Origin of the sequence: Streptomyces sp. NPDC058195, from assembly GCF_042883525.1 — a bacterium.
GTDB lineage: Bacteria > Actinomycetota > Actinomycetes > Streptomycetales > Streptomycetaceae > Streptomyces.
This window is the reverse complement of sequence record NZ_JBHVVM010000024.1, coordinates 51,255-78,209: the sequence shown is the minus strand read 5'-3', so window position 1 is coordinate 78,209 and position 26,955 is coordinate 51,255. Positions and strand designations below refer to the sequence as shown.

Here is a 26,955-nt window from a genome sequence, read left to right as displayed (position 1 = left end):
CTGAGTGTAGGCGAGATCGACCACTGGTCCGAATTCGGGACAGTGGGCCGGACCACCGTGGAAGCGCTCCCGGCGGCGATCCGCGGACCCTTCCGAACGGTTACGGTGCGTGATGGCCGGCCGCTCGTGGGGAGGGGCGGATCGGGCCACGGGGCGGCGAGCGCCCGGATCAGCGCCCGGTTACCGTCGAGTTCCGGCCACCCGGTCCGAAGGGTCGATGGGTCAGGCGGTGGCGCTCGGTGAGGCGCGCGGCGGTTCTGTGTACGAGCCGACCGAACGCGCGTTTCGTGGCGAGCCTCACACCCTGATGTCCGGGATGGGGGATTTGCGGTGCCGGGGTGCGGGGTCTAGGGGCGGGTGACGGATGTCGTGGCCGTGACGGGGGTTTCGGCCGGGGAGGGTTCCCCGGCCGGGGAGGAGGTGCTGGCCGCGGCGCCGAGCCCGGTGCCGTTCGCGGCCGTGAGGGTGAGGGCGCGCGGGCCGGTCCGGTACGTCGTCAGCCCGTCCAGGACCCCCATCAGGGCTCGCTCCAGCTTCATCCGGGGAGCGGGGCACATCATCTTGGTGGTCTCCATCGGGCCGAAGGCGATGACGGAGCCGCTGATCTTCGCCGTGCCGCGGAACGAGTTGCAGCCCAGGACGCCGTGCACGGAGCCGCCCTTGCCGAAGATGAGCCGGGCCTTCCCCTCCGCGTCCGCGGGCAGGGGTGAGGCCGGGGCGTCCGGGCCGGATGTCAGGGATGTGACGGTCCAGGTGGTGCCGGTGAGCGGGGCCGGGGGCGGTGAGACGGGGGCGACGGAGCCGCCCGCCCCGGTGTCGGTGCCACGCTCTGTGCCGCAGGCGGCGAGAGCGAGCAGGGCGAGAGGCGCGAGGGCGGTCACGGCCGCTCGCGGGTGCCGGGCTGTTCGTCGGGTCCGCATGGCGCTGGGACGGTGCGGCCCTTCGTCCGGTTCCGCGCTTCCCCCCCCGTCCCTGCTTCCGGGCTTCCCGTCAGCCCATCAGGGGCAGCAGCGCGGCGAGATCGGCCCGTTCCCCGCTGGCGTCGACCTTCGCCCCGTCGAGCGCCCGTGCCCACTGCGTACGCCCGGTGGCGAGCCGGATCCAGGTGAGGGGGTCGGTCTCGACGACGCTGGGCGGAGTGCCGCGGGTGTGCCGGGGGCCCGGTACGCACTGGACGACCGCGAACGGCGGTACGCGCACCTCGACCGAGCCGCCCGGCGCCTTGTGCGCGAGGGCGTCGGCGAGCAGCCGGGTACAGGCGGCGAGCGCCTGCCGGTCGTACGGGATACCGAGGCCGGTCGCGTCGTTCAGGTCGTCGGTGTGCACGACCAGCTCGACGGTGCGGGTGACGAGGAAGTCGGCCAGCCGCATCACCCCGACCCGCGTCGTCACCAGCCGCTCGTCGCCGGCCGTGGGCACCAGCTCCTCGAACCGTGCCGCGACCTCGCCGTACAGCGCGTCCAGGCCGGGGTGGTCCAGAGCGAGGGCCCTGGTGTCGTCGGAGATGCCGGACGCCCGGTCCGCGGTCGCCGAGGGCCACTCGACGAGGGTGAGGCCGGGCTTGGCCGCGGCGGGTTCCGGCAGCGCCAGGCTCCGGGTGACGCCGGAGAGCGCCATGGTCAGGTGGACGGCCAGTTCACGCACGGTCCAGTCGCCGAGCCGGGTGGGCCGGGCGAGCTGCTCGGGCGTCAGGGTGCGCACGGCTTCCCGTACCTGGGCGAACTGGGCGAGGACCGCGGCGCGGGTCCTGGCCGGGTCGTAGCGGCGGGCGCGTTTCCGGGACGGCTGCATGCCGGGAGCCTACGGGCTGCCCGGCCGCCTCACTTCCGGATCGCGAACCCGCCCAGTCCGTCGGCCAGCAGGGCGAACCCGCGCACGGCGAGCGCGGCGGCCTCCGGTGCGATCGCGTCGGACGGCTCACCCGCCAGCAGCCGCGCGTGGTTCGCCTGGATGAGGGAGTTACGCGTGCCGATCAGCTGGGCCGCCGCGATCCGGGCGATCGCCGGTTCGTGCCCCTCCTCGGCCAGAGCCTCGGCGAGGAGTTCGAAGGAACGCATGGAGAAGGAATGGGCGCGCATCAGCAGCGCCGGGGTTTCCTGGATCAGCCGGCGCACCTGCAGCACCACCGGCAGATCGCTCATGCCGACGGACGGGTCGCGGCGCTCGATGCCCTCCAGGAACTGCGTGCGCACCGCGACCAGCGCGGACCTGCCGGGTGCCCGTTCCCGTACCACCCGCGCGACATCGCCGATGTGCTCTTCCATCGGCGAGAGGACCAGGTCCTCCTTGTTCGCGAAGTAGTTGAAGACGGTCATCTTCGAGACCTCCGCGGCTTCGGCGATCTCGGCGACCGAGACCTTGTCGAAGCCACGCTCCGCGAAGAGCTCGGTGGCAGCGGCCAGCAGACGGTGGCGTGTCTGGAGCTTCTTGCGCTCGCGCAGGCTCATCCCCTCGGTCATGGTGTCACTGTACCAGGATGAAAGTTAATACAGGAGTAATTATTGACTGGATATAATTTCTTGGGCCATGGTGGTGCCTGACCACGGCGGCGCGGAGCCGCCTCGGGGAGGGGAATCCGTCATGTCCGCAGTCATGACCGGCCGTCAGCGCATGGTCGGCTTCGCGCTCTGTATCGCCACGATCCTGCTGGCCGTGCTCGACACGAACATCGTTTCCTCGGCGACGGTGCCGATCGTCGGCGATCTCGATCCGGCGCACGGGGTCGACAAGATCCCCTGGCTGATCGCCGGGTACCAGCTCGCCGCGACCGCGGCGCTGCCGCTGTACGGAAGGCTCTGCGACGTACTCGGCGCCAAGAGGGTCCTCATCGGGGCCGTGACCTGCTTCCTGGCAGGCTCGGCGCTTTGCGGAATGGCCAGTTCCATGGATCAGCTGATCGCCGCACGTGCGCTCCAGGGCATCGGCGGCGGTGGGCTGATGAGCGTCACCATGGTCGTGCTGCGTGAGCTCAAGGGCCCTGAGACCGCCGGAGGCAAGGGCGGCAAGGCAGGCGGCAAGGGCGGCAAGGCAGGCGGCAAGGGCGGGAGCGTCGGCGGGCTCGTCGCGGGCACCGGAATGGCGCTCGGGCCATGGCTCGGCGGACTGCTCGCCGACCACGCCGACTGGCGGTGGATCTTCTACGTCAACCTGCCCGTCGGCCTCGCCGTCCTGGCCGCCGCGGTGCGCGTACTCAGACTGCCCGCGCGCACCACCCGCCGCACGATCGATTTCCTGGGCGCCGGGCTCGCCGCCGCCTTCTCCACCGTGCTGCTGCTGGTCACCCAGTGGGGAGGCGAGCACTACGCCTGGTCGTCCCCGCAGATCGTCGGGCTGATCGCGGGAGGCGCCATGCTGCTCGCCCTCTTCCTGCGGCGCCAGAGCACCACCGCCGAGCCGGTGCTCCCGCTCTCCTTGTTCAGGATCCGCGAGCTGCGGTACGGCTTCGCCATCCAGGGCCTCGTCGGTGCCGCCATGATGGGCTCCCTGATCTACGTGATGATCTACCTCCAGGTCGTCCGGGGCGTCGCCGCCTCCTCCGCCGGGCTCTTCCTGATCCCGATGGCGATCGGGATGACGGTCGTCGGGCTGCTCTCCGACCGGCTGGCCTCGGCCGGCTGGTCACAGAAGACCTTCGTCATCGGCGGAACGGTCTGCGCCTCCGCCGCGCTGGCCCTGCTCGCCACGCTCAGCGCGGACACCGGCCTCTGGGCGGTCCGCGCCATGCTGCTGCTGATGGGCCTCGGATTCGGACAGCTCGTCGGCCAGCTGATCCAGCTGGTCCAGGACACCGCTCCGGCCGGGCAGCTGGGGGTGGCGACCACCGGGGTCCGGTTCTTCCAGACGCTCGGCGGTGCCCTGGGGGCGGCGGTCTTCGGCTCCGTACTCAGCAGGATGTACGCGGCCCGCGGCCCGGGTGGCACGACCAGCACCATCGAGCGGCTGACCGGGCATGCCCGCCAGCAGGCGATGGACGCCTTCGTCTCGTCGTTGAGCGTGGTCTTCTGGTGCGCGACCGGGCTGATGCTCCTGGCCGTGCTCCTGGCGAGCCGCCTGCCGTCCCGCCCCGCCCCGGACGGAACGGAGCGGGCGGGGACGGCGGACGCGAAGGACGGCGAACGACAGGCCGCCCCGGCAGCCGCGTGACCGGTGACACGGCTGCGCACACACGGGGAAGGCCCCGCCCATGCATGGGCGGGGCCTTCCCCGTGACGAACAGATCTGACGAACAGATCTGACGAACGGACCGTTACGGACGAGTCGTCACGGGCGGACCGCCGTCAGGCGAGCAGCGCCGGGATGGTCGCCTCGTGCGCCGTGCGCAGCTCGCTCAGCGGAATGCCGAACTCGCCCTGGACCTCGATCTCCTCGCCGTCCACGACACCGATCCGGGAGACGGGCAGACCCCGCGCCCCGCACATGTCGTTGAACCGGAGCTCCTCGCTCCGCGGCACGGAGACGACCGCGCGCCCCGCCGACTCGGAGAAGAGGAAGGTGAACGTGTCCAGACCGTCCGGCACCACCAGCCGGGCACCCTTCCCGCCACGCAGGCAGGACTCGGTGACCGCCTGGATCAGGCCGCCGTCGGAGAGGTCGTGCGCGGCGTCGATCATGCCGTCGCGGGAGGCCGAGATCAGGATCTCGGCGAGCAGCTTCTCGCGGCCCAGGTCCACCTTCGGCGGCATGCCGCCGAGGTGCCCGTGGATCACCTCGGACCAGGCCGAACCGCCGAACTCCTCGTGCGTGTCGCCCAGCAGGTAGAGGAGCTGGCCCTCCTCCGCGAAGGCGACCGGCGTGCGCCGGGTGACGTCGTCGATCACACCGAGCACGGCCACGACCGGCGTCGGGTGGATCGCCGTCTCACCGGTCTGGTTGTACAGCGAGACGTTGCCACCGGTGACCGGGGTGCCCAGCTCCAGGCAGCCGTCCGCCAGACCACGGGTGGCCTCGGCGAACTGCCACATGACATCCGGGTCCTCGGGCGAGCCGAAGTTCAGGCAGTCCGAGATCGCCAGCGGCTTCGCACCGGAGGCGGCGACATTGCGGTACGACTCCGCCAGCGCGAGCTGCGCGCCGGTGTACGGGTCGAGCTTGGCGTACCGGCCGTTGCCGTCGGTCGCCATGGCCACGCCCAGGTTCGACTCCTCGTCGATCCGGACCATGCCGGCGTCCTCGGGCATCGCGAGCACGGTGTTGCCCTGCACGAACCGGTCGTACTGGTCGGTGATCCAGGACTTCGACGCCTGGTTCGGCGAGGAGACCAGCTTGAGGACCTGCTCGCGCAGCTCCGCGCCGTTCGACGGCCGGGCCAGCTTGCCCGCGTCATCGGCCTGCAGCGCGTCCTGCCACGACGGGCGGGCGAACGGGCGGTGGTACGTCGGGCCCTCATGGGCGACGGACCGCGGCGGCACGTCCACGATCTGCTCGCCGTGCCAGAAGATCTCCAGCTGGGAGCCCTCGGTCACCTCACCGATGACGGTGGCGATGACGTCCCACTTCTCGCAGATCTCCAGGAAGCGGTCCACGTGCTGCGGCTCGACGATCGCGCACATGCGCTCCTGCGACTCGCTCATGAGGATCTCCTCCGGCGAGAGCGAGGAGTCGCGCAGCGGCACGGTGTCCAGCTCGACGCGCATGCCGCCGGAACCGGCCGAGGCCAGCTCGGACGTGGCGCAGGAGAGCCCGGCGCCGCCGAGGTCCTGGATGCCCGCGACCAGCTTCTCCCCGAAGATTTCCAGGGTGCACTCGATGAGGAGCTTCTCCTGGAACGGGTCGCCGACCTGGACGGCCGGGCGCTTGGCCGGGCCGGTCGACTCGAAGGTCTCCGAGGCCAGCACGGAGACGCCGCCGATGCCGTCGCCGCCGGTGCGGGCGCCGTACAGGATCACCTTGTTGCCGGGGCCGGAGGCCTTGGCCAGGTGGATGTCCTCGTGCTTCATCACGCCGATGCAGCCGGCGTTGACCAGCGGGTTGCCCTGGTAGCAGGCGTCGAAGACGACCTCGCCGCCGATGTTCGGCAGGCCCAGGCAGTTGCCGTAGCCGCCGATGCCCGCGACGACGCCCGGCAGGACGCGCTTGGTGTCGGGGTGGTCCGCCGCGCCGAAACGCAGCGGGTCGACGACCGCGACCGGGCGGGCACCCATGGCGAGGATGTCGCGGACGATGCCGCCGACGCCGGTGGCCGCGCCCTGGTAGGGCTCGATGTACGAGGGGTGGTTGTGCGACTCGACCTTGAAGGTGACCGCGTACCCCTGGCCGACGTCGACCACACCGGCGTTCTCGCCGATGCCGACGAGCATCGCGTCGTTGGCGGGGACCTTCTCGCCGAACTGCTTGAGGTGGACCTTGCTGCTCTTGTAGGAGCAGTGCTCGGACCACATCACGGAGTACATGGCGAGCTCGGCGCCGGTGGGACGGCGGCCCAGGATCTCGCGGATCCGGGCGTACTCGTCCTCCTTGAGGCCGAGCTCCTTCCAGGGCTGCTCGGTGTCCGGGGTCTCGGCCGCGTGCTTGACCGTATCCAGGCTCATGCGTTGACCAGCTTCTTGATGATCGAGGTGAAGAAACCGAGACCGTCGGTGCGGCCGGTTCCGATCAGCGGCTCGACGGCGTGCTCCGGGTGCGGCATCAGGCCGACGACGTTGCCCGCGGCGTTGGTGATGCCGGCGATGTCGCGCAGCGAGCCGTTCGGGTTCACGTCCAGGTAGCGGAAGGCGACCCGGCCCTCCGCCTCCAGCTCGTCGAGCACACGCTCGTCGGCGACGTACCGCCCGTCCATGTTCTTGAGCGGTACGGAGATCTCCTGGCCCGCGGTGTAGTCCGAGGTCCAGGCCGTCTCCGCGTTCTCGACGCGCAGCTTCTGGTCGCGGCAGATGAAGTGCAGGTGGTTGTTGCGCAGCATCGCGCCGGGCAGCAGATGTGCCTCGGTCAGGACCTGGAAGCCGTTGCAGATGCCGAGGACGGGCATGCCCGCCTTCGCCTGCTCGATGACGGTCTCCATGACCGGCGAGAAGCGGGAGATGGCACCGGCCCGCAGGTAGTCGCCGTAGGAGAAGCCACCCGCCAGGATGACCGCGTCGACCTGGTGCAGGTCCTTGTCGCGGTGCCACAGCGACACCGGTTCGGCGCCCGCGACCCGTACGGCCCTCAGGCTGTCCTTGTCGTCGAGCGTGCCAGGAAAGGTGACGACTCCGATACGAGCAGTCACTTCGACTCCTCGGCCTTCTCCACCTTCACGGTGAAGTCCTCGATGACGGTGTTGGCGAGGAAAGTCTCGGCCATCTCATGAATACGGCTGAGGGCGGCATCGTCGACCGGCCCCTCGACCTCGAGCTCGAAACGCTTTCCCTGACGTACGTCCGCGATTCCCTCGAAGCCGAGACGGGGCAGTGCGCGCTGCACCGCCTGTCCCTGCGGGTCGAGGATCTCGGGCTTGAGCATGACGTCGACTACGACGCGTGCCACTGGCACTCCCGGTGGTGGTGTGGTGCGGCTGTTTCTCCGGGGGGCTCCCCAGACCCCCGCAGGTCCCCTCAGCCTACCTGCCCAGAAATTCTACGCGGGTAGATATCCGGAGGCGCAGATCACGCCCAGATATCGGACACGACAACACGCGGGGAAAGTCCCGCAAAAAAAGAATCTCCGCCGGTGGTGCGCATAGAAGTCGGCGGCGCGCATGGGAAGACGGTGCGTATACGAGGTACGCATACGAGGTACGCATACAAGGCTGACACGCGCAGTTAATTGTGCGGGCTTCACAATGCGGCGTCCACCGCTGTACAAATGATTACCGGGGAATGCAGAATTGCCCTAAACAGTCGGCAGCCCGCCGACGCCGTATCCGCCTACCAGCCGGAAGGCCGGTATCGGTGCCCGCAGGACGGTGCCCATACCGTAGGAAAGGACCGATATCCGTGGCGCAGCGCGTAGTGGTCACGCTCTCCGACGACATCGACGGGGGAGCAGCGGCGGAAACGGTCTCCTTCGCCCTGGACGGGAAGTCGTACGAGATCGACCTCAATCCCGCCAATGCGAAGAAACTGCGCAAGGTCCTCGCGCCGTACATGGCGGCGGGGCGGAAGCAGACGAACGCCGGCAGGCACGGCAAGACGCCTGTGTCCTACCGGCACACCTCGCTCGCCCCCGATCCGGCGGCCGTGCGGGCCTGGGCCCGCTCCCACCGGATGGAGGTACCGGCCCGCGGCCGCATCCCCAAGAAGGTCTACGAGGCGTTCCGCGAGGCGAGCTGACCGCGCCACCGGGGTTCGGAGGCTCCCTCGGCGACACCCTGCGGGCACCGACTTGCGTTGTACCCCCGCAGGTCGGCTAAAGTCTGGAGCACGCCGAGGGGCAAGGCCGCAAAGCCGAACCTCGCGTAGCGTGCGGGTGTAGTTCAGTAGCAGAACATCCCCCTTCCAGGGGGAAGGCGCAGTGTGCGATTCCTGTCACCCGCTCTGCATCGTTCTTATCGACCACTCCGGTGGATCGGGTAGAGTGATGCACGTACCGCTCAGCGGATCTCCTTTCGGGGAGTACAATGAGCGGCAGTAATGCGGACGTGGCTCAGTTGGTAGAGCATCACCTTGCCAAGGTGAGGGTCGCGAGTTCGAATCTCGTCGTCCGCTCTTGATCGAAATGAAGGCCCTGGTCGATATCGACCAGGGCCTTTGTCGTAGGACGAATCCGCCGCCCCGCGTGGTGCGGCTCCTGCGGGGCGGTTCATGCGGCGCGGGCCATGGGACGGACCTCGTACCTTCTCCCCCGACTGTGCCGCTCGTCACATGACGTTTGTCATGGGTAGTGATGACAGCCCGCACTGAGCGCGTTGCCGGTCCGGCGGAAGTCTTGAGACATGACCAGCGACAAGATTTCAGGCAGCCCTGTGATCGAGGCAGACGGCGTGCGGCGACGCTACGCGGGCGGCTTCGAGGCCGTATCCGGCGTTTCCTTCTCGGTGGCGCGCGGCGAGCTCTTCGCCCTGCTCGGGACGAACGGCGCGGGAAAGACCTCCACCGTTGAGCTGCTGGAGGGGCTGGCCGTGCCCGATGCCGGTGCGGTGCGGGTCCTCGGCCACGACCCGTTCCGTGAGCGGGCCGCCGTCCGCCCGCGGATCGGGGTGATGCTCCAGGAGGGCGGCTTCCCGTCCGACCTGACGGTCACCGAGACGATACGGATGTGGGCGGGCTGCACCAGCGGCGCGCGCCCGGTCGCCGAGGCGCTGGGCCTGGTCGGGCTCGGCCACCGGGCGCGGGTGCGGGTCAAACAGCTCTCCGGCGGCGAGCGGCGCCGCCTCGATCTGGCGCTGGCCCTGCTCGGACGGCCCGAGGTGCTGTTCCTGGACGAGCCGACCACCGGGCTCGATGCCGAGGGGCGGCGCGACACCTGGGAACTGGTGCGCGCGCTGCGCGACGGCGGCACCACCGTGCTGCTCACCACGCACTATCTGGAGGAGGCCGAGTCGCTCGCCGACCGGCTGGCGATCATGCACCGGGGGCGCATCGTGACGGCGGGCACCACCGCCGAGGTGACGGCCTCCCGCCCCTCCCGTATCCGCTTCCGGCTCCCGGAGGGCGTACCGGCGGCCCGGCTGCCGCTGGGGCTGCGGGCCGCCGACGAGGGCGGCCGGATCGAGATACGCACCCAGCGCCTGCAGGACTCGCTGGACGAACTGCTGGCCTGGGCCAGGGAGTCGGACGTCCGGCTGCTCGGCCTCGACGCCCGGTCGGCCTCGCTCGAAGACGCGTTCCTCGACATCGCGCAGAGCGCGTCGGAGCCCGAAGAGGTGGCAGCGGCATGACGATCACGACCCGCACATCGAACGGGGCTGTCTCCGCACCGGCCACGCCTGTCCTGCCCGGCACCACGCTCCGGGGCCGGCTGACCGCCCTGGGACGGGCCGAAGTCGCCCTGCTCGTCCGCAACAGGACGGCGGTCTTCGTCGCCCTGCTGATGCCCGCCGCCATGGTCCTGGCGATGAGTTCGACGCTCAAGCAGTCCGTTCTCGACGGGACGGGCCTGAACGTCGCCGCGGCGGCGCTCACCGGCGGCATCGGCATCGTGCTGGTCCAGGCCGTCTACATGAACCTGGTCGCGGCCTACGTGGCGCGGCGCGAGGACCTGGTCCTGAAGCGGCTGCGGACCGGCGAGGTCACGGACCGGGAGATCCTCATCGGCACGGCCCTGCCGTCCGGCGCGCTGGCCCTGGCGCAGGCAGCGGTGATCGTGGCGGCCGGGACGGCCTTCTTCGGCCTTGCCGCCCCGCGCCGCCCCGAACTGCTGCTGGCGGGCCTGCTGCTGGGCGTCGTGCTGCTGGCGGCACTGGCCGCGCTGACGTCCGTGGTGACCCGCACCGTACAGACCTCGCAGCTCACCACTCTCCCGCTGTTCTTCCTGTCGATGATGGGTTCGGGACTCTTCGTCCCGCTGGAGGTCCTGCCCGATCGGATGGCGGCGGTGTGCGCATTCCTGCCGGTGACCGGCGTGATGACGCTCGTCCGGGCGGGCTGGCTGGGCGGGACCGGGGGCTCCGACCTGCTGATGGCCGCGCTGACCGGGCTGGTCTGGACCGTGATCGCCGTGTTTGCTGTGCAGCATCGGTTCCGCTGGGAGCCGCGGCGTTGAGAGGGGAGTGCCGTGCCGGTGTTCGTGCGGGGCTGGCGCCGCAGTTGGCAGCGGCGCAGCAAGCTGGAGCGGATTGATCTCTACTCGAGGCTGACCGTCTCGGTGATCCCCTGGCTCTTCACCCTCACGTGGCAGCTGGTGACCTTCAAGTCGGACATCCGCCACGAGCCGCTGCCGATCGCGCTGGGCGTGGCACTGCTGCTCGTGTCCCTGACGCAGTGCCTGCTCAGCAATCGCAATGTGGAGCTGTCGTACGCGCACTATCTCGGCGTCGGTGTCTTCCCGGGGAAGCGCCAGCTTCCGCCGCTGATCCTGCTGCTGGTGAATCTGGGACTGCTGGCGGCGCTGACCGGGATCGGCGGGGTGAGCGACGCCGGGCTGCTCCTCATGACGATGAACGCGCCGATCGCGTTCGCCATCACGCAGACGCTGCTGGCCCCGGCCCGCACCTTCCTCATCCAGTCGTTGGCCTTCGCAGCCCTGGGCATCGGTGCCTTCGCCGTGGCCGGGGTGCGGAGCGCGGTGCTGGCCGGGGTGGTGCCGACCTCGCTCTTCGGCAGTGTGCTCGTGCTGATCTCGGTGCGGCCCAGCGCCTGGAGCCTGAAGGTGATGTGGCAGGCGGAGGACGCCCGGGACCTCCAGGCCCGGCTCGCGGTCGCCGAGGAGCGGCTGCGGTTCGCACGGGACCTGCACGACGTGCTGGGCCGCAATCTCGCCGTCATCGCCCTGAAGAGCGAGCTGGCCGTGGAGCTGGCCCAGCGCGGCAGGCCGGAGGCGGTGGACCAGATGGTCGAGGTGCAGCGGATAGCGCGCACCTCGCAGCAGGAGGTGCGCGATGTCGTACGGGGATACCGGGAGGCCGATCTGAGTACGGAACTGGCCGGTGCCCGCGGGGTGCTGAGCGCGGCCGGGATCGAGTGCGAGGTGACGGGGGAGTCCGGCGAGTGGCTGCCCGTCCCTGTGCAGTCCGCACTGGGCTGGGTCGTGCGCGAGGCGGCGACCAATGTGCTGCGGCACGGCGACCCGCGCCGCTGCACGATCCGGCTGAGCGCCTCGGAAGGCGCGGCCGTGCTGCGGGTGGAGAACGACGGGGCGGGAATCGAAGGGGGCGAGGGCGTCAGGGGGGAGGCCCAGGGGGCCGGGGCGGGCGCCGGAGCCGTTCCCGGGGGTTCTGGGCTCGCAGGGCTGCGGGAGCGGCTGCGTGTGCTCGATGGCTCGCTGGAGGCGGGCCCGGCCGGGAACGGCCTGTTCCGGCTCACCGCGACGATCCCGCTCACCGCGACGATCCCACCCGGCCCGGTGGAATCGCCCGCCCTGGTGGTGCCCGCCGCCCGTGGCGGAGAGCCCGCCGCCGCCGAGCAGGCGCCCGTGCTCCAGGAGGAAGAACGATGACGACCGTACGGGTGCTGCTCGCCGACGACGAGCACCTGATCCGGGGTGCGCTGGCCGCGCTGCTGGCGCTGGAGGACGACCTCGTGGTGGTCGCGGAAGCGGCGACCGGCCCGGAGGCGTTGGCCATGGCGCGGGCCCACCGGCCCGATGTGGCGGTGCTCGACCTGGAGATGCCGGGCGTCGACGGTGTGAGTGTCGCCACATCGCTGCGGTCCGAGCTGCCCGACTGCCGGACGATGATCGTGACCAGTCACGGCCTGCCCGGACACCTCAAACGGGCCCTCGCGGCGGGCGTACGGGCCTTCGTGCCGAAGACCGTGAGTGCCCGGCAGCTGGCCGGGATCATCCGCACCGTACATGCCGGAAACCGTTACGTGGACCCGGAGTTGGCCGCTGACGCCATCTCCGCGGGGGACTCTCCGCTGACCGCGCGCGAGGCTGAGGTGCTGGCGCTGGCGGCGGACGGGGCGCCCGTCGCGGAGGTTGCTGAGCGGGCCTCGCTCTCGCAGGGAACGGTGCGGAACTACCTCTCCTCGGCCGCCTCGAAGCTCGGCACGGAGAACCGGCATGCCGCTGTGCGTCTCGCACGGCAGCGGGGATGGGTATAGTAGGTCTCGCGCTTCGGCGCTTGCGGACGTAGCTCAGTTGGTAGAGCGCAACCTTGCCAAGGTTGAGGTCGCCAGTTCGAACCTGGTCGTCCGCTCGGTTCAGCAAGAAGCCCCCGGCCTTTGGCCGGGGGCTTCTTCGTGTTGCGGCGGATGTGCCGCCTCCGGCGGGTGCTCCGCGGCGGGTGCTCCGTGTCCCGGGAAACACCCGCCGAACCACGCAGCACCCGCCGATGTGGCGGAGCACCCGCCGGGCGCTCCTACCAGGACGTGCCGGTGAGGAGTTCGTACGCCTCCAGGTACTTCGCCCGGGTCGCGTCCACGATTTCCTGGGGCAGGGCCGGGGGCGGCTGCTCGCTCTTCCGGTCCCAGCCGGAGGCCGGGGAGGTCAGCCAGTCGCGTACGAACTGCTTGTCGTAGCTGGGCTGGGGCCGGCCCGGCTCCCAGGTGGCCGCGGGCCAGAAGCGCGAGGAGTCCGGGGTCAGGACCTCGTCCCCGATGATCAGCTCCTCGCCGCCGTCGGCCGTGGAGGCGAAGCCGAACTCGAACTTCGTGTCGGCGAGGACGATGCCGCGCTCGCGGGCGATGTCCCGGGCCCTGCCGTAGACGTCGAGCGTGGTGCGGCGCAGCAGCGCGGCGGTGTCCGTGCCGACCTGGCGGGCCACCTCCTCGAAGCTCACGTTCTCGTCGTGGTCGCCCACGGCGGCCTTGGTGGCGGGCGTGAAGATCGGCTCAGGGAGCTCGGAGCCGTCGACGAGGCCCTCGGGCAGGGCGAGACCGCAGACCGTGCGGGACTCCCGGTACTCGGCGAGCCCGGAGCCGGTGAGATAGCCACGGGCGACGCACTCGACCGGCACCATGCGCAGCGACTGGCAGACCAGGGTGCGGCCCGCCCAGTCCGCGGGGGCCCCGGCGGGAAGCTCCGTGGACAGCACGTGGTTCGGCACGAGATCGGCGAGCTGGTCGAACCACCACAGGGAGAGCCGGGTGAGCACACGGCCCTTGTCCGGGATCTCGGTCGGCAGGACCCAGTCGTACGCGGAGATACGGTCGCTGGCGACCATGACGAGATCGCCCTCCGCGTTCCGGTACAGGTCGCGCACCTTGCCCGTGTGCAGGTGGGTGAGCCCCGGCACCTGCACAGGCTCGGGCTTTTCTACAAATCCGGACACGCTGCCTCCGCGTAGGTTGATCCAGGAGTCATTCCGATTCTCCCGTATCGGGCACGGCGGCGCGGCGCGGGGGCTCGCCTCGCGGAAGCGGCGGCCTCTAGGGCCTCTCGTTTGGATCATGCCGGGCTCGCGGGGGCTGGCACGCACATCTGCCGCGTTGTCGTCAGTCACCGACGCTCCGCGTCGGCTCCTTCCTCCGCCTTGCAGCTGCACGCACCAGCCCCCGCTCCCTGATCCAGCCTGATCCAAACGAAAGACCCTAGTCGCGCTTGCAGATGCGGTCGAGGAGATTGGCGGTGGCCCGCTGGATGCGGGGGTCCACATGGCCGGGGCGGTCCAGCGCCGGTGACCAGGCGAAGGTGCCCGAGGCGAAGACGATCGCGCCGGACGGCGCCCGGTACACGGAGGTCTCCTGGTGGCGTCGGGCTCCGTCGCTGTCCACGTACGGGGAGTGGGCGAGCAGGATGCGGCTCTCGTGCTCGGGGAGCAGGGTGCGCGGGAAGTAGCGGTCGGCCTCGCCCGCGACCAGGCCGTCGAGCTCGTCGCCCTCGCCGGCGCCGGTCGCCTCCCAGAGCCAGTGCTCGGCGTTCCGTACGACCAGGGGGTGCGGATCGGGCACCCGGCCCGCGTACTGGATGCCCAGCAGCTGCTGCTCGGGGCGGTCGATCTCGCGCCAGAGCGCGGGCTTTCCCGGGCCGCGCCGTTTGCGGCAGGTGAGCAGGCGGTCGGGCACGCCGGACGGCGAGGGGGAGAGGCTGACCTGCCAGTACATGGTGTTGGCGGAGAGGAAGACCAGCGAGGTGCCGCCGTCGCGGGCGCGCTCGGCGGTACGGCGCATGGGGACCGACCAGTACTCGTCGTGGCCGGGGAAGACCAGGCCCCGGTAGCGGGCCGGGTCGACGCGCCCCGCGTGCAGATCGCGGGTGTCGGCGTACGCGAGGTCGTAGCCGTACCGCTCGGCCCAGCGGATGAAGTCGTAGGCATGACCGACGTGGAGCGGCAGTCCGGCACCGGCGTACGGCCGGTCGAAGGAGACGGTGACCGCGGCGTCCTCCTCGCCGAGGAGTCCGCCCGCCTCGTCCCAGGCGTGGTAGAGGCTGGCGCCGGTGTGGCCGTCCTCCGGATAGAGGTTGTACGCCTGCCAGGTGATGTCCGGCAGGACCAGCAGCAGGTCGGCCGGGTGGTCGTCGCGGACCGTGAACGGGATGTGGGAGCGGTAGCCGTCCGCGGTGGTGAGCACGGCGACGTACGCGCCGATCGACCAGTAACTCGGGATCTGGAGCCGCCAGGACTGCCACCAGTGGTGGCAGGAGACGGTGCGGTCGGCGGTGAGCGGCGCGGGCTGGACGATGCCGGAGAGCCGGGGGCTCGTGGTGATCTGGCAGGCGCCGTCACCGCCGTAGTGGCCGATGCGGTAGATGTCCACGGAGAACTGCTGTGGCGGGTCCACGGTGATGTGGAAGTCGATCGCCTCTCCGGGGGACGCGGCGCCGGTGGAGGTGAAGCCCTTGATCTGCCGGTGCACATCGTCGGCGGTTCGGGTGCCGCCGTCGGTGGATCCGCGCCCCAGGGCGGGGTCGGCGTACCAGGGGACGACGTGCCCGGTGTCGTCGAAGTAGTTCTCGCTGCCGCGCAGCCAGGGCAGGGGGCCCTGGCCGAAAGGATCGGAGACGGCGTGCGCGAGGGCACCCGACTCCCACCGCCGAATGTGCTCCGCCCCCATACCGATTCCCTCCCTCGAGTCCCCCGGGACAACAGTCGACATCCGATGCGCGATCGAGCCGACGGCCGATGAGCGAGCCGAGGGTCGATGGTCGATGACCGAGCCGACGGCCGATGGAGCCGAAGGACGATCGAGCCGACGGCCGATGGGCGATCGTCGGTGGTCATGCGTCATCGGTACGCCAACAGCGGTGCGCCGACTGTCAGCGTCGATCCCCAGCACATCACATAACGCACGCAGTCCGTCACCGTTCGTCGCGAATTGACGGGAACGGAGCCTGCAATTCCGGGTGTTGAGTGTGGAAACCGGGACGGATGGGTCAGACGAGACGCACGGGTTTGTCGGTGCGTACGCCGACCTCGTCCAGCCAGGAACGCAGCGGTTCGGCGTCCCCGTCCTCGACCAGGCTGAGCACGGGGACGCCCAGGTCCGCCCGGCGCGCTCCGTCGACCAGCAGGGCGGGGCCGTCGAGCCAGTCGAGGCCGGGCGCCGCGCCCGCCGTGTCCACCGCCGCGCAGCAGACCATCGCCGTGACGTGGTCGGCGAGCAGCTCCGTGCCCGTACGGGGCGGCTGGAGCGGGAAGAGCGGGAGGGCGTCGGGCCCGCAGAGGCCAGTGGTGTCGGCGGCGTCGGCGGTACGGCGGCGCTCGGCCGTCGCGGCCTCCTCCCGGGCCACGGCGGTGCCGATCCCGGCGGCGAGCTCCTCACCGGCCCCGGGGCGGCCGGACAGGTGCTCGACGACGCGGGCCAGGGTGGGCAGCCCGGCGTCCACGGGGCGGGCCGGGGAGGCAGCCGGGGCAGAAGTTACGGGGGTGGCGGGGGAGGCGGGTGCGGGGGACAGGTCGGCCGGGGTCGTCATCGCGTCGAGGACCCGGTGCAGCCGGGCGGCCTCGGTGCGCCACTTCCGGTCGACGACCTCCTCCGGGTACTCCTGCCAGCCCACCGGCGACCAGTCGGGCCCGGGGCGGGCCGGACCGCCGTGGAACAGCCGGGCCGCCAGCAGCGACGCCGCCTCGTCGGCCGCGCCCGGCTCCTCCAGCAGATCGCAGGCGGGGCGCTCGCCGAGCCGCGAGGCGAACCCGTCGGCGAGCCGGTCGCGCCGGGACAGCTCGGTCAGCGCGGCCACCACCCCCGCGTCCAGGCGGCACGGCCAGCGGCCCATCCGCCAGGCGGGCAGGGCGACCCGGGTGAGCAGCCGGTCCCAGCCCGCGTAGGCGAGGCCGACCTGCTCCTGGGCGACGATCCGCAGACCGTAGTCCACACCCTGTGCACGGCTCGACGCGGCGGCGGCGACGCCCCGCTCCATCTCGGCGACATGGCCGCGGCAGCTGCGCAGCAGCAGCCGGGCGGTCTGGCCGACGAAGACGCGCGGCACTCTGCGCAGACCCGCCAGCGGACCGGACAGGGGCGCGGCGGCGTCGGCGACCGCGCCGTCGAGTCCCCGGACGAAACGGCGGGCGGCCGCTATGTCGGGATGGGCGGACGGGCCCGTACCCGCGACGACCGGGGCGAGCACCGCCCGCAGCTCCCCGACCCGCATCCACCACAGGAACGGCGATCCGATGACCAGCACCGGCGCGGCCCGCTCCCGGCGGCGGGCCCGGGACGCGGCGAACCGCGTGACCGGGCCGGTGGCCGCCGGGGGCCGCGCCGCGGGGTGCGTACGGTCCTCCAGCCAGCTGTCGCAGTCGGGCGTCAGGGCTATCGCCGAGGGGGCGGGAACCCCGAGCCGGTCCGCGAGGTCCTCGACCAGCCGGTAGAGATCGGGGGCGTCCCGCTCCAGGAGCGGGACGGTCGGGCTGACCGCCGGCCTCGCCCGTACGACGGCGACGGCGACCGCCACGGCCAGCAGGAGCACGACGATCGCGCAGACCCCGACGGTCCAGCGCACCGTGTTCCAGCCGTCGCCCACGGCGAATCCCTGGGCGCCCGCCACGAGCAGCACCACGGCCAGCGCGGCGGGCAGGATCGCGACGGCTGTCGCCCTGCTGCGGATGCGCAGCAGGGCATGAGCCCGAGCGCGCGCACTCAGCGCACCCAGCTCCTCACTTGCACCGGTACCGGACACGACCGGACGTCACCCCCTCTGCCCCCGCGGCGGTGTAGTTCACTCCCCCACTGTGGCACCCGTCACCGACATCGCAATGCCAGTGGGCCAAGTGCCGGAATGCTTGCGCCGCACCCTAGTTGGGGCCTCGGCAGGCGTCATCCGGATGGCTCAGCCGTCACCCGATGGAATGGCTTTGGGTAAAGCTGCTGACGCGCCGCCGCCCTCTGGGCAACGGCGCGTCGACGCGTTCCGCGCGGCCGGTGGGGTGTGGCTCCGGCCTCGGACCTCATCCCCGGGCCCCGGTCTTCGGCCCCGGGCTCGGGCCTCAGCCCTCCGCGGCCTTACGGGCGATGTCCGTACGGAGCTGGGAGCCGTCGAGCCTGATCCGGGCCGCGGCGGTGTAGGCGCGTTCGCGGGCGGCCGCGAGGTCCTTGCCGGTCGCCGTCACGGACAGCACCCGGCCGCCCGCGCTGACGATCGTGCCGCCGTCCTTCTTCGTACCGGCGTGCAGGACGTACGCGTGCGGGGCGTCCTGCTCCGCCACGTCGTCGAGCCCTTCGATCGGGTCGCCCGTGCGCGGCGTACCGGGGTAGTTGTGCGAGGCGATGACCACGGTGACGGCGGCCTCGTCGTGCCACTTGAGCGGGGGCAGCTCGTCGAGCGTGCCCTCGGCGGCGCCGAGCAGGACACCGGCCAGCGGGGTCTTCAGACGGGCCAGGACCACCTGGGTCTCGGGGTCGCCGAAACGGGCGTTGAACTCGATCACCCGGACGCCGCGCGAGGTGATCGCGAGGCCCGCGTACAGCAGACCGGAGAACGGGGTGCCACGGCGGCGGAGCTCGTCGACGGTCGGCTGGAGCACCGACCGCATGACCTCGTCGACCAGTCCGGCGTCGGCCCACGGGAGCGGGGAGTACGCGCCCATGCCGCCGGTGTTCGGCCCCTGGTCGTCGTCCAGGGCGCGCTTGAAGTCCTGGGCGGGCTGGAGCGGCAGCACGGTGGTGCCGTCCGTGATCGCGAAGAGGCTGACCTCGGGACCGTCGAGGAACTCCTCGATCACCACGCGCTCGCAGGCCAGGGCGTGTTCGCGGGCCTCCTCGACGTCGTCGGTGACGACGACGCCCTTGCCCGCGGCGAGACCGTCGTCCTTCACCACGTACGGGGCGCCGAAGGCGTCGAGGGCGGCGTCGATCTCGGCCGGGTTCGCGCAGACGTAGCTACGGGCGGTCGGGACGCCAGCCCCGGCCATCACGTCCTTGGCGAACGCCTTGGAACCCTCCAGCCGGGCCGCCTCACGGGAGGGGCCGAAGCAGGGGATACCCGCGGCACGCACGGCGTCGGCGACCCCGGCGACGAGCGGCGCCTCCGGGCCGACGACCACCAGTGCGGCGCCCAGGTCGGTGGCGAGGCGCGCGACGGCGTCGCCGTCGAGGGCGTCGACCGGGTGCAGTTCGGCCACCTCCGCGATACCGGCGTTGCCGGGAGCGCAGTACAGAGCGGTGACGTCGGGGTCGAGGGAGAGAGAGCGGCACAGGGCGTGTTCGCGGGCGCCGCCGCCGATGACGAGGACCTTCACGGTGTGCAGCCTAACCGCCGGGGCACGACGCCCCTGACGGCCGCCGTTTCCTGAGACGGTCCGGCGAGGGGGCCGCGGGCAGTCCGGAAGGGGCCCAGGACGGATTCAGGCACGTCCGGGGACGGTCGGGGGCGCGGCTTCGGACCGCGCTACTCGTTGGTGAACTCCTCGACGACCGTGGCGCCCAGCTCGCGGACGATCAGCTCGTGTCCGGAGAGCGCCGAGTCGACGAGATCCGGGTCGTCGGCCTCGGGGATGTCGTCCTCGGGGGCGACCACGCGCGGGGGTGCGGCGTACGACCGGGGCGCGGACTCCGGGGCGGACGCGCCGCCCGGTGACGACGGCTGCTGCGGCCGGGACGGCGACGGCTGCTGCGGGCGCTGCTCCTGTTGCGGAGAGGCGGCCGGGCGGGACTCGTCACTCTGCTGGGGCGCGGGGGGCTGGTACTGCGGCGCGGCGGCGTACGAGCGGCCACCACCGCTCTGCGGGGGTGCCCCGGCACCGCCCGACGGGTCGATGACGGTCTCGATCTTCCACTGCGCGTTGAAGCGCTCGGCGAGGGCCTGGCGGAGCACGTCCTCGCTGCCGCTGCTCGCGAAGGTGTCGCGGGCTCCCGCGTTGAGGAAGCCGATCTGCAGGGTGCTGCCGTCGAAGCCGGTGACCTGGGCGTTCTGGCTGAGCAGGATCCAGGTGAACCGGCGGCGGTTCTTCACCGCCTCCAGGACGTCCGGCCACATGTTCCGCACCTGGGCGGCGCCCTGGGCCATGCCCGCGCCCGGCTCGGCGGCGGCGGACGGCTGCGGAGCGGCCGGGCTGGACGGAGCGGGCGCGGGGGCGCCCTGCGAGGGCTGTGACCGGCCCGGGGTGGAGGCCGTCGGCCAGCCGCCGGGGCGGCGGCCCGGCTCCGGCGCGGCCGCCGTGGGCCAGGCCCCGGGCCGCTGACCGCCCGCGGGTGCGGGGGCCGGGGCGGGCGGGGCAGGAGGGGCCGCCGGGGCCTCGTGGACGGGCGGGGCCTCCGGGGCGGGCGGCGGCGCCTGGACCGGCGCGGGCGCATCGCCCCGGACGGCCGCACGGGCGGCGGCGGGCCCACCACCGGGCGGGGCGACGGGCGCGGGCGCGTGGGCCAGGGCCTCCGGGCCGGGGACGTACCCCATCGCGGGCCCGGGGCCCGCGGTCGCGAACGAAGTGCCCCGCTCCAGCCGGTCGAGCCGGGCCTGGAGCGAACGCTCGTCGTCGAAGGCGGCGGGCAGCAGCACCCGGGCGCAGATCAGCTCCACCTGGAGGCGCGGCGAGGTCGCCCCGCGCATCTCCGTGAGCCCGGTGTTGACGAGGTCGGCGGCGCGGCTCAGCTCGGCGGCGCCGAAGACGGACGCCTGGGCCTGCATCCGCTCGACGACATCGGCGGGGGCGTCGATCAGCCCCTTCTCCCCGGCGTCCGGCACGGCGGCCAGGATCACCAGGTCGCGCAGCCGCTCCAGGAGGTCGGCGACGAACCGGCGCGGGTCGTTGCCGCCCTCGATCACCCGGTCCACGACCTCGAAGGCGGCCGCCCCGTCGCCCGCCGCGAAGGCGTCCACGACCGAGTCGAGCAGCGAGCCGTCCGTGTACCCGAGCAGTGCGGTCGCCATGGCGTACGTCACACCGTCCTCGGCGGCACCGGCCAGCAGCTGGTCCATCACCGACATCGAGTCACGCACGGACCCGGCTCCGGCCCGTACGACGAGCGGAAGCACACCGTCCTCGACGGGGATGCCCTCCCTGCCGCAGACCTCTGCGAGGTAGTCCCGCAGCGTTCCCGGCGGCACGAGGCGGAAGGGGTAGTGGTGCGTGCGCGACCGGATGGTGCCGATGACCTTCTCGGGTTCGGTCGTGGCGAAGATGAACTTGAGATGCTCCGGCGGCTCCTCGACCACCTTCAGCAGGGCGTTGAACCCCGCCGAGGTGACCATGTGCGCCTCGTCGATGATGTAGATCTTGTAGCGGCTCGCCGCTGGCCCGAAGAACGCCTTCTCCCGCAGGTCACGGGCGTCGTCCACGCCACCGTGCGAGGCGGCGTCGATCTCGATGACGTCGATCGAGCCCGGTCCGTTGCGCGCGAGGTCCTGGCAGGACTGGCACTCCCCGCACGGCGTGGGCGTCGGCCCCTGCTCGCAGTTCAGGCAGCGGGCCAGGATGCGCGCGCTGGTCGTCTTGCCACACCCGCGCGGACCGCTGAACAGGTACGCGTGATTGACCCGGTTGTTCCGCAGCGCCTGCTGCAGCGGGTCGGTGACATGCTCCTGCCCGATGACCTCGGCGAACGACTCGGGGCGGTAGCGGCGGTAGAGCGCAAGGGACGACACACCTACGAGGTTATCCGGGCCGGCTGACAACCGGCCCCGTAACCGCCGCCCGGGACCATCGCCCGGAAACGCAAGGGCCCCCCACGCACCCGCCAGAGCCGACCTACCCTTGCTGCCTTCCGGCCCTGGGGGAGTTCAGTCAGATAGCGCCACGTGAGGGGCTGACGCCCACCTTAGCGGATCCCCACCCCCACCGGTCCACCTCCCCCTCCTCCCGCACCCGTCCGGAGGGCCCGGCCCGCCCCCGGGGAGATCTCGAAACGGTCTCGAAGCGATCTTGAGGGCAACAGGTTCGCGAGCACTCCTCAACGTCTTGTATTGTTTGCGGCGGAGGATTCGCCTAGTGGCCTAGGGCGCACGCTTGGAAAGCGTGTTGGGGGCAACCCCTCACGAGTTCGAATCTCGTATCCTCCGCCATTGCTCTCACCGGGCAATACGTTGAAGGGCCCCACCGCTTGCGATGGGGCCCTTCGACGTTGAGGGTTGCAGTTTGGGTTGCAGTTGCTTCGCTCTGGACGGAAGCGGATCTGAGGACAGGGTCATCGCTGACTCGTCGGGTGGGCAGTTCGGGGGCAGCACCCGCAGGGCCAGCCCCTGCCTCGCGGCCGACGGCATCAGTTCGGCTAGGTGCTCCGTGCCCGAAATTGCCCCTAGTAAGGTCGTCACCGTGGCCACTCCTCTGCTCTCCGACCTCAACCAGCACGATCTGCCCGCCCTCCCTGCGGAGGCCGTGGAGCATGGGGAAGTCTTCACGCGACGCTGGGTAGTCGATCTGATTCTCGACCTCATCGGGTACACAGCCAACAAGAACCTCTGCGACGTGAAGCTCGTGGAGCCGGCCTGTGGCTCGGGCGCCTTCCTAGTCGCCGTCGCGTCACGTATCAGCGCCTCATGCCGTGTGCACGATCGCCCCCTCAGCGACGCGCTCGCGGCCGTGCGCGCTCTGGACCTACTCGATCACAACGTGCAGCAGAGTCGTGCACTCATCGAGAAGCAGTTTGCAGAAGAAGGCTGGCCGGCCGAGGACGCCCGCAAGGTGGCAGCCGCCTGGGTCGGACAAGGTGACTATCTGCTTCAGCCCGATGAGGATCACCGAACTGACTACGTGGTCGGCAATCCTCCCTACATCCGTCTCGAAGATGTCCCCGATGACCGGATGGCGGCATATCGCAACGTCTGTTCCACGATGGGCGGCAGGGCAGACATCTACATCGGCTTCTATGAGGTCGCGCTTCGAAGCCTCAACCCAGGCGGCCAGCTCGGCTTCATCTGCGCCGACCGCTGGATGCGCAACCAGTACGGCCGTCGTCTCAGGGAGTTGGTGACTAGCCGCTTCAGCATGGACCTGGCCCTGGTCATGCACGACGTAGATGCCTTCGAGGATCAGGTTTCGGCCTATCCCGCGATCACGATCATCTCGAACCGCCACCAAGGCAGGGCAGTCGCGGCAGACACCACTCGGGCATTCGGCAGCGCCCAAGCTGGCGAGTTTGCTGCCTGGTACGCGAAGGACGCTGCAGAGTCGATCACCACCTCGGCGTTCGAAGCCGCTCGCATGCCGCACTGGTTTCCCGACGAGGACTCCTGGCCAGCTGCCTCGCCAGCCAGGCTGGCCCTCCTCGAAGAGCTCACCGAACGCTTCCGGCTCCTGGAAGATTCTGAGACCGGGACTCGGGTCGGCATCGGCATCGCCACCGGCGCCGACAAGGTCTTCCTCACCGACGACAACGATCTGGTGGAGAGTGACCGGCTACTGCCCATGGCCATGGTCCGCGACACCACCAGCGGCACCCTTCATTGGAAGGGCAGCTATCTAGTCAACCCGTGGACAGCCGACGGCACCTTGGTCGATCTCACCGCCTACCCGAAGCTCGCCACGTACTTCGAGAAGCATGGGACTGCACTCCGCAAGCGGTACGTCGCGGCCAAGCAACCCCACCGCTGGTACAAGACGATCGACAAGGTCGATCACCGCCTGACACGGCGCCCCAAGCTGCTATTTCCGGATATGAAGCTGACGATCCATCCGGTCCTGGATGAGGGGGGGCTGTACCCTCACCACAACCTGTACTTCATCGTCTCGGACGTCTGGGACATGCGCGTACTTGGTGGTCTGCTGCTGTCCAAGGTCGCCGAAGCGTTCGTGGATGCATACGCGGTCAAGATGCGTGGGGGAACCCTCCGTTTCCAGGCGCAATACCTCCGCAAGATTCGCGTGCCCGACCCGGCGGCGATCAGCAAGAGCGACCAAGCGTCGCTCGCGGATGCCTTCGAAAAACGCGACGTCAAGGCCGCGACAGAGGCTGCCCTACGCGTCTACGGACTGGCCGAGCTTCCCGACTAGGAGGAACGAACCTTGCCGGTCACCCGCCAAGACTTCGAGGACGCCATAGCTGCCTACTGGGGTGCCAAGCAGCTTCAGAGCGAGCAATCAGCGATCAAGGCCGCGGTGGGAGCTGGTACAGCCGGGTCGGTCCGTGGCGGCAAGCACTTCGATGTCATCGCAGTCCTCCTGGCGAAGTTCTTCCTGGAAGCTGGGTACCCGGCCGAGAGTATCCGCGTCAACAAGTCCCAGGGGCTGGAACTTCCTGGCTACTACCGGCCGCAGAAGCAGTGGGACCTCGTGGTCGTACACAAAGGTGTGCTCGTCGCAGCCTTCGAGATGAAGGCACTAGGCGGGCCCTCCTACGGCAACAACTACAACAACCGAGTCGAGGAAGCGCTTGGGAGTGCCGTGGACCTCCGCCGCGCAGCTCTCGCCGAGCTATATCCGAAGGAGAAGCCGTGGCTCGGCTATTTCTTCATCATGCAGGACGGGGAAGGATCCCGAAGGCCGGTCAAGACTGCGAAGGGTGCCCTGTCCCCAGACCAGATCTGGCACGGCACCTCTTACCAGGACCGGTTCGGCATCTTCTGCGAGCGCCTCGTGGCCGAGCAGCTCTACGACGCCGCGTGCTACGTCACATCCTCAGCTGAAGATCCCAAGCCCATCGAGCTGGTGGACAGCCTCGACTGGCGGCACTTCTCCGCAGCCATCAATGCGCGCCTCACCTACCTGAAGGACCTTGGGATTCCCGGCTAGATGGGTTTCCGACTGCTTCCCTCTATGCGATCCCTACGATCTGTTGGGGTACGCCGCGCGAGGGGAGAGACCGGGGTTCCTCTCGGTCTCGCCCCTCGCGGTTGACCGGCACGCTGGCTACTTCTGGCCGCCCAAAGGCGGCCCCTCGGCGAGAGGCCAGAGCAGGCCGCCGATCTTGTCGGCGGTATCAGTGAGCACCCGGTTGGTGAGGTGCTGGTAGCGGCGGCGCATCCGGGCGGACTTGCCGGGCTCCCAGCCCATGATCGCGTCAACGACCGTGTCCGGGACGCCAAGGATCAGCAGAACGGTCGCAGCCGTGTGGCGGGCGTCGTGGAGGCGGCCCGCGCGCAGACCGGCCGCTTTGAGGAGGTCTTTCCATTCGTGGTGGTCGGTGTTCGGGTTGAGGGGCTCGCCAGTCGTGGAGGCGAAGACGTACCCCTTCTCCGTCCAGAGGTCGCCGGCCAGTCGGCGGTCTCGCTCCTGCGCACGTCGGTGCTGAAGCAGAAGCTGCACCAAGGGTTCGGGAATGCCGATGGGCCGACGTCCGGCGCGAGACTTGGTGTCCTTCGTCTCACGGCGGATGTTGATCTTCTGAGGGCAGTAACCGGGCTTGCGCCCGCAGCGGTTGCCGCAGCCGTGCTCGTACCGGGGCCGTAGCCGGTTGCGGTGGACCGTCATGACCCGCAATTCGAAGTCAATGTCCGTCCACTTGAGACCGAGGACCTCACCCTGACGCAGCCCCAGGGCAAGAGATACAACCCAGCGCGCCGGGTGCCGAGTCTTGTTGGCCAGGTCCAGAAGCTTGTGCACTTCCTCGACCGTGTAGGGCTCGACCTCTTCCTCTTCCAGTCGCGGCGCCTTGGCGACGGAGGCGGGGGTGACGGTGAGGTGGCCTCGGCGCACCGCCTCGTTCAGAGCCGTGCGCACGGTCCGGTGGACCTGGTGCGCGGTGCCGGCGGCGCTGCCAGCCTTCTGCATCTTGGCGTAGAAGCGCTCCAGGTGCTCGGGCTCCAGCTTGGGCAGGCGGTGCGCGCCGAGACCGGGGATGAGGTGGTGGTAGACGGCGACGCGGTAGCCGTCGATGGTGTTCTCGCCCACGTGTGGTGCGGCGATGTTCTCGACCCAATGGGTCAGCCAGGTCGTGACGGTCCAGGTCTGCCCGGCCTTGCCGACGGTGCCGGAGTCGCGTTTGCGTTCCAGTTCGCGGACCGCCTTGGTGGCGTCGGCGCGGGTCTTGCGCTTGACGTGGCGCCGGTCGGGCTTGCCGTCGTCCTTGACGCCGACGGTCACGTAGCCGTGCCACTTGCCGTCCTTGCCGAGGAAGATCGAGGAGGCACCGTTGGGCTGGCGCGTTTTTGCCATGTCCGCCCCCTTCAGGCCGCGTGGGCGGCGGCCGGGGCGGCTGCCTGGGAGCGGTCAGCCAGATAAGTGGCCAGGGCCTCGACCGGCACTCGGCGCAGGCGGCCTATGAGGACGGAGCCGATCTCGCCGGAGGCGATGAGTGCGTACATGGTGGTACGGCCGACGCCGAGGCGGCGGGCGGCCTCCTCAACGGTAAGTGCGACGAGGGGCGCGTCAGAGATGGGTGCCGTGTGTTCCAGCACGAGTGTGCGAAGCCGCTGCTCGGGGACCCCGAGCGCGTCGGCGATAAGGGTGAGCGGAGGCGGAGCGGTGGGCATGAGGGATCGCCTTTCGGCGGTCACGGGGCAACGTGACCGCTGGACTGTCCGGGATGGGCGGTGGGCTTAGATCGGTGTCCGCGTTGGTGGCCCTCGGTGTTCGTAGCACCGAGGGCCTGCGGTGGATGGGCTTCGAAAGCCGTGTTCAGACGCCGGGAAAGATCTCCGCCGAACGGTTACTCGTCGGCGGAACCGCTGCGGAGCGGATCCTCGGGTGAGTTCGGAGCCGGGTAGAAGGAGAGGCTCCCCGGGTCGGGCTCGATGCCGAGGCGCTCGGCGATCTCGTCGTATCGGGCCTCGGCCGCCTCAAGTCTGGCCTTCGCGGCGTCAGCGAGGTCTTGGGCGACTTGGTGCTCCTGTTCGGCCTTCTGAATGTCGAAGGCCGCCTCCTGCAACTCCCAGTGAGGATCGTCGCGGCTCGCGACGGCTTCGAGTAGGAAGTTGCCAGCAGGGACGCCGAGAGCCTTGGCGAAGCCGAGGGCCTCGTTGAAGCTGATGCTCCGGGCACCATTCTCGATCTTGGCGATCTGGGTCTGGTGCATCTTGAAGCCCAGGCGACGCATGCGCTCTGCCATGTCCTCCTGGGACAGGCGGGCCGTCATCCGCAGGACCTTCAGGTTGTGCGCCACCAGGGCTTCGCCCTCTGGCGGAGCCCAGCGTTGCGGCTTGGCGTCGTCCACTTCTTTCACCTCCCTCCTCTTCTCGACAAACGGAGGT

22 protein-coding genes, 4 tRNA genes and 1 other RNA gene are annotated in these 26,955 nt (G+C 70.5%); 12 read left to right on the top strand and 15 right to left on the bottom strand.

What is annotated here, in order from left to right; translation table 11 throughout:
* Positions 1–347: 347 nt before the first annotated feature.
* The 3 genes from ACFVWY_RS26320 to ACFVWY_RS26310 form a co-directional block, all read right to left on the bottom strand.
* Positions 348–881 (bottom strand): META domain-containing protein, encoded by a 534-nt coding sequence (locus tag ACFVWY_RS26320; protein ID WP_389876799.1) that lies wholly within the window; start codon positions 879–881, stop codon positions 348–350.
* A 109-nt stretch (positions 882–990) separates the two neighbouring features.
* Positions 991–1,791, bottom strand: coding sequence for a sterol carrier family protein (locus ACFVWY_RS26315; RefSeq protein ID WP_389876797.1), 801 nt, complete (start codon positions 1,789–1,791; stop codon positions 991–993).
* Between the two features lie 29 nt (positions 1,792–1,820).
* Positions 1,821–2,459 carry a TetR/AcrR family transcriptional regulator gene (locus ACFVWY_RS26310; protein ID WP_389876795.1) on the bottom strand — a complete coding sequence of 213 codons (639 nt, stop codon included), beginning with the start codon at positions 2,457–2,459 and terminating at the stop codon, positions 1,821–1,823.
* Positions 2,460–2,580: 121 nt separating this feature from the next.
* Here ACFVWY_RS26310 and ACFVWY_RS26305 point away from each other — a divergent pair, with 121 nt between their 5' ends.
* Positions 2,581–4,143: an MFS transporter gene (locus ACFVWY_RS26305; protein ID WP_389876794.1), complete on the top strand. Its 1,563-nt coding sequence runs from the start codon at positions 2,581–2,583 to the stop codon at positions 4,141–4,143.
* Positions 4,144–4,277: 134 nt separating this feature from the next.
* On the opposite strand, the gene purL is transcribed toward ACFVWY_RS26305, so the two are convergent.
* Genes purL through purS form a run of 3 tightly spaced genes read right to left on the bottom strand, consistent with a single transcriptional unit; the run spans position 4,278 to position 7,461 of the window.
* The gene (gene purL / locus ACFVWY_RS26300; protein ID WP_389876792.1) at positions 4,278–6,527 is read right to left on the bottom strand and encodes a phosphoribosylformylglycinamidine synthase subunit PurL; all 2,250 of its coding nucleotides are present in this window, start codon (positions 6,525–6,527) and stop codon (positions 4,278–4,280) included.
* Positions 6,524–7,204, bottom strand: coding sequence for a phosphoribosylformylglycinamidine synthase subunit PurQ (purQ, locus tag ACFVWY_RS26295; protein WP_389876791.1), 681 nt, complete (start codon positions 7,202–7,204; stop codon positions 6,524–6,526). Before purQ ends, purL begins: the two co-directional genes overlap by 4 nt.
* On the bottom strand, positions 7,201–7,461 hold the full coding sequence (gene purS, locus ACFVWY_RS26290; RefSeq protein ID WP_176729353.1) for a phosphoribosylformylglycinamidine synthase subunit PurS: 261 nt from the start codon (positions 7,459–7,461) through the stop codon (positions 7,201–7,203). Before purS ends, purQ begins: the two co-directional genes overlap by 4 nt.
* A 449-nt stretch (positions 7,462–7,910) precedes the next feature.
* Here purS and ACFVWY_RS26285 point away from each other — a divergent pair, with 449 nt between their 5' ends.
* From ACFVWY_RS26285 to ACFVWY_RS26250, 8 genes are all read left to right on the top strand, one after another.
* Positions 7,911–8,246: an Lsr2 family protein gene (locus ACFVWY_RS26285; RefSeq protein WP_389876789.1), complete on the top strand. Its 336-nt coding sequence runs from the start codon at positions 7,911–7,913 to the stop codon at positions 8,244–8,246.
* A 132-nt stretch (positions 8,247–8,378) separates the two neighbouring features.
* Positions 8,379–8,450: transfer RNA gene (locus tag ACFVWY_RS26280), tRNA-Gly, on the top strand.
* Positions 8,451–8,548: 98 nt separating this feature from the next.
* Positions 8,549–8,621: transfer RNA gene (locus tag ACFVWY_RS26275), tRNA-Gly, on the top strand.
* A gap of 227 nt (positions 8,622–8,848) precedes the next feature.
* Positions 8,849–9,793: an ABC transporter ATP-binding protein gene (locus ACFVWY_RS26270; protein ID WP_389876787.1), complete on the top strand. Its 945-nt coding sequence runs from the start codon at positions 8,849–8,851 to the stop codon at positions 9,791–9,793.
* The gene (locus ACFVWY_RS26265) at positions 9,790–10,617 is read left to right on the top strand and encodes an ABC transporter permease (RefSeq protein ID WP_389876786.1); all 828 of its coding nucleotides are present in this window, start codon (positions 9,790–9,792) and stop codon (positions 10,615–10,617) included. Before ACFVWY_RS26270 ends, ACFVWY_RS26265 begins: the two co-directional genes overlap by 4 nt.
* A gap of 12 nt (positions 10,618–10,629) precedes the next feature.
* Positions 10,630–12,009 (top strand): sensor histidine kinase, encoded by a 1,380-nt coding sequence (locus ACFVWY_RS26260; protein WP_389876784.1) that lies wholly within the window; start codon positions 10,630–10,632, stop codon positions 12,007–12,009.
* A complete protein-coding gene (locus tag ACFVWY_RS26255; protein WP_389876782.1) occupies positions 12,006–12,617 on the top strand; it encodes a response regulator in 612 nt (203 codons plus the stop codon). The genes ACFVWY_RS26260 and ACFVWY_RS26255 overlap by 4 nt, the downstream gene beginning before the upstream one ends.
* 22 nt (positions 12,618–12,639) lie before the next feature.
* Positions 12,640–12,712, top strand: a tRNA-Gly gene (locus ACFVWY_RS26250).
* A 162-nt stretch (positions 12,713–12,874) separates the two neighbouring features.
* On the opposite strand, the gene ACFVWY_RS26245 is transcribed toward ACFVWY_RS26250, so the two are convergent.
* The 6 genes from ACFVWY_RS26245 to ffs form a co-directional block, all read right to left on the bottom strand.
* Positions 12,875–13,786 (bottom strand): phosphoribosylaminoimidazolesuccinocarboxamide synthase, encoded by a 912-nt coding sequence (locus tag ACFVWY_RS26245; RefSeq protein WP_389876781.1) that lies wholly within the window; start codon positions 13,784–13,786, stop codon positions 12,875–12,877.
* A 259-nt stretch (positions 13,787–14,045) separates the two neighbouring features.
* Positions 14,046–15,509 carry a N,N-dimethylformamidase beta subunit family domain-containing protein gene (locus tag ACFVWY_RS26240; protein ID WP_389876779.1) on the bottom strand — a complete coding sequence of 488 codons (1,464 nt, stop codon included), beginning with the start codon at positions 15,507–15,509 and terminating at the stop codon, positions 14,046–14,048.
* A 319-nt stretch (positions 15,510–15,828) separates the two neighbouring features.
* Entirely contained in the window at positions 15,829–17,577 is a 1,749-nt protein-coding gene (locus ACFVWY_RS26235) for a hypothetical protein (RefSeq protein WP_389876778.1), read from the bottom strand.
* Positions 17,578–17,884: 307 nt separating this feature from the next.
* The gene (purD, locus tag ACFVWY_RS26230; RefSeq protein ID WP_389876777.1) at positions 17,885–19,135 is read right to left on the bottom strand and encodes a phosphoribosylamine--glycine ligase; all 1,251 of its coding nucleotides are present in this window, start codon (positions 19,133–19,135) and stop codon (positions 17,885–17,887) included.
* Positions 19,136–19,284: 149 nt separating this feature from the next.
* Entirely contained in the window at positions 19,285–21,477 is a 2,193-nt protein-coding gene (locus ACFVWY_RS26225) for a DNA polymerase III subunit gamma and tau (RefSeq protein ID WP_389876776.1), read from the bottom strand.
* A gap of 69 nt (positions 21,478–21,546) precedes the next feature.
* An RNA gene (ffs, locus tag ACFVWY_RS26220) (signal recognition particle sRNA small type) lies at positions 21,547–21,643 on the bottom strand.
* Between the two features lie 163 nt (positions 21,644–21,806).
* Between ffs and ACFVWY_RS26215 the strand changes: the two genes are divergently transcribed.
* The 3 genes from ACFVWY_RS26215 (at position 21,807) to ACFVWY_RS26205 (ending at position 24,559) form a co-directional block, all read left to right on the top strand.
* Positions 21,807–21,894: transfer RNA gene (locus tag ACFVWY_RS26215), tRNA-Ser, on the top strand.
* Positions 21,895–22,144: 250 nt separating this feature from the next.
* A complete protein-coding gene (locus ACFVWY_RS26210) occupies positions 22,145–23,821 on the top strand; it encodes an Eco57I restriction-modification methylase domain-containing protein (protein ID WP_353789627.1) in 1,677 nt (558 codons plus the stop codon).
* Between the two features lie 12 nt (positions 23,822–23,833).
* Entirely contained in the window at positions 23,834–24,559 is a 726-nt protein-coding gene (locus tag ACFVWY_RS26205; protein WP_353789628.1) for a PaeR7I family type II restriction endonuclease, read from the top strand.
* Positions 24,560–24,676: 117 nt separating this feature from the next.
* Here ACFVWY_RS26205 and ACFVWY_RS26200 read toward each other — a convergent pair whose 3' ends face one another.
* The 3 genes from ACFVWY_RS26200 to ACFVWY_RS26190 form a co-directional block, all read right to left on the bottom strand.
* A complete protein-coding gene (locus tag ACFVWY_RS26200; protein WP_389876774.1) occupies positions 24,677–25,921 on the bottom strand; it encodes a tyrosine-type recombinase/integrase in 1,245 nt (414 codons plus the stop codon).
* A gap of 11 nt (positions 25,922–25,932) precedes the next feature.
* Positions 25,933–26,238, bottom strand: a complete 306-nt coding sequence (locus ACFVWY_RS26195) for a helix-turn-helix domain-containing protein (RefSeq protein ID WP_073767940.1) — start codon at positions 26,236–26,238, stop codon at positions 25,933–25,935.
* 176 nt (positions 26,239–26,414) lie between these two features.
* The gene (locus tag ACFVWY_RS26190; protein WP_073722126.1) at positions 26,415–26,918 is read right to left on the bottom strand and encodes a helix-turn-helix domain-containing protein; all 504 of its coding nucleotides are present in this window, start codon (positions 26,916–26,918) and stop codon (positions 26,415–26,417) included.
* Positions 26,919–26,955 lie beyond the last annotated feature (37 nt).

Excerpts from the sequence above, each read along its gene's own strand:
- ACFVWY_RS26315 (WP_389876797.1), bottom strand. The coding sequence starts at position 1,791 with ATGCAGCCGTCCCGGAAACGCGCCCGCCGCTACGACCCGGCCAGGACC.
- ACFVWY_RS26310 (WP_389876795.1), bottom strand. The coding sequence starts at position 2,459 with ATGACCGAGGGGATGAGCCTGCGCGAGCGCAAGAAGCTCCAGACACGC.
- ACFVWY_RS26305 (WP_389876794.1), top strand. The coding sequence starts at position 2,581 with ATGTCCGCAGTCATGACCGGCCGTCAGCGCATGGTCGGCTTCGCGCTC.
- purL (WP_389876792.1), bottom strand. The coding sequence starts at position 6,527 with ATGAGCCTGGATACGGTCAAGCACGCGGCCGAGACCCCGGACACCGAG.
- ACFVWY_RS26270 (WP_389876787.1), top strand. The coding sequence starts at position 8,849 with ATGACCAGCGACAAGATTTCAGGCAGCCCTGTGATCGAGGCAGACGGC.
- ACFVWY_RS26265 (WP_389876786.1), top strand. The coding sequence starts at position 9,790 with ATGACGATCACGACCCGCACATCGAACGGGGCTGTCTCCGCACCGGCC.
- ACFVWY_RS26255 (WP_389876782.1), top strand. The coding sequence starts at position 12,006 with ATGACGACCGTACGGGTGCTGCTCGCCGACGACGAGCACCTGATCCGG.
- ACFVWY_RS26240 (WP_389876779.1), bottom strand. The coding sequence starts at position 15,509 with ATGGGGGCGGAGCACATTCGGCGGTGGGAGTCGGGTGCCCTCGCGCAC.
- ACFVWY_RS26200 (WP_389876774.1), bottom strand. The coding sequence starts at position 25,921 with ATGGCAAAAACGCGCCAGCCCAACGGTGCCTCCTCGATCTTCCTCGGC.
- ACFVWY_RS26195 (WP_073767940.1), bottom strand. The coding sequence starts at position 26,238 with ATGCCCACCGCTCCGCCTCCGCTCACCCTTATCGCCGACGCGCTCGGG.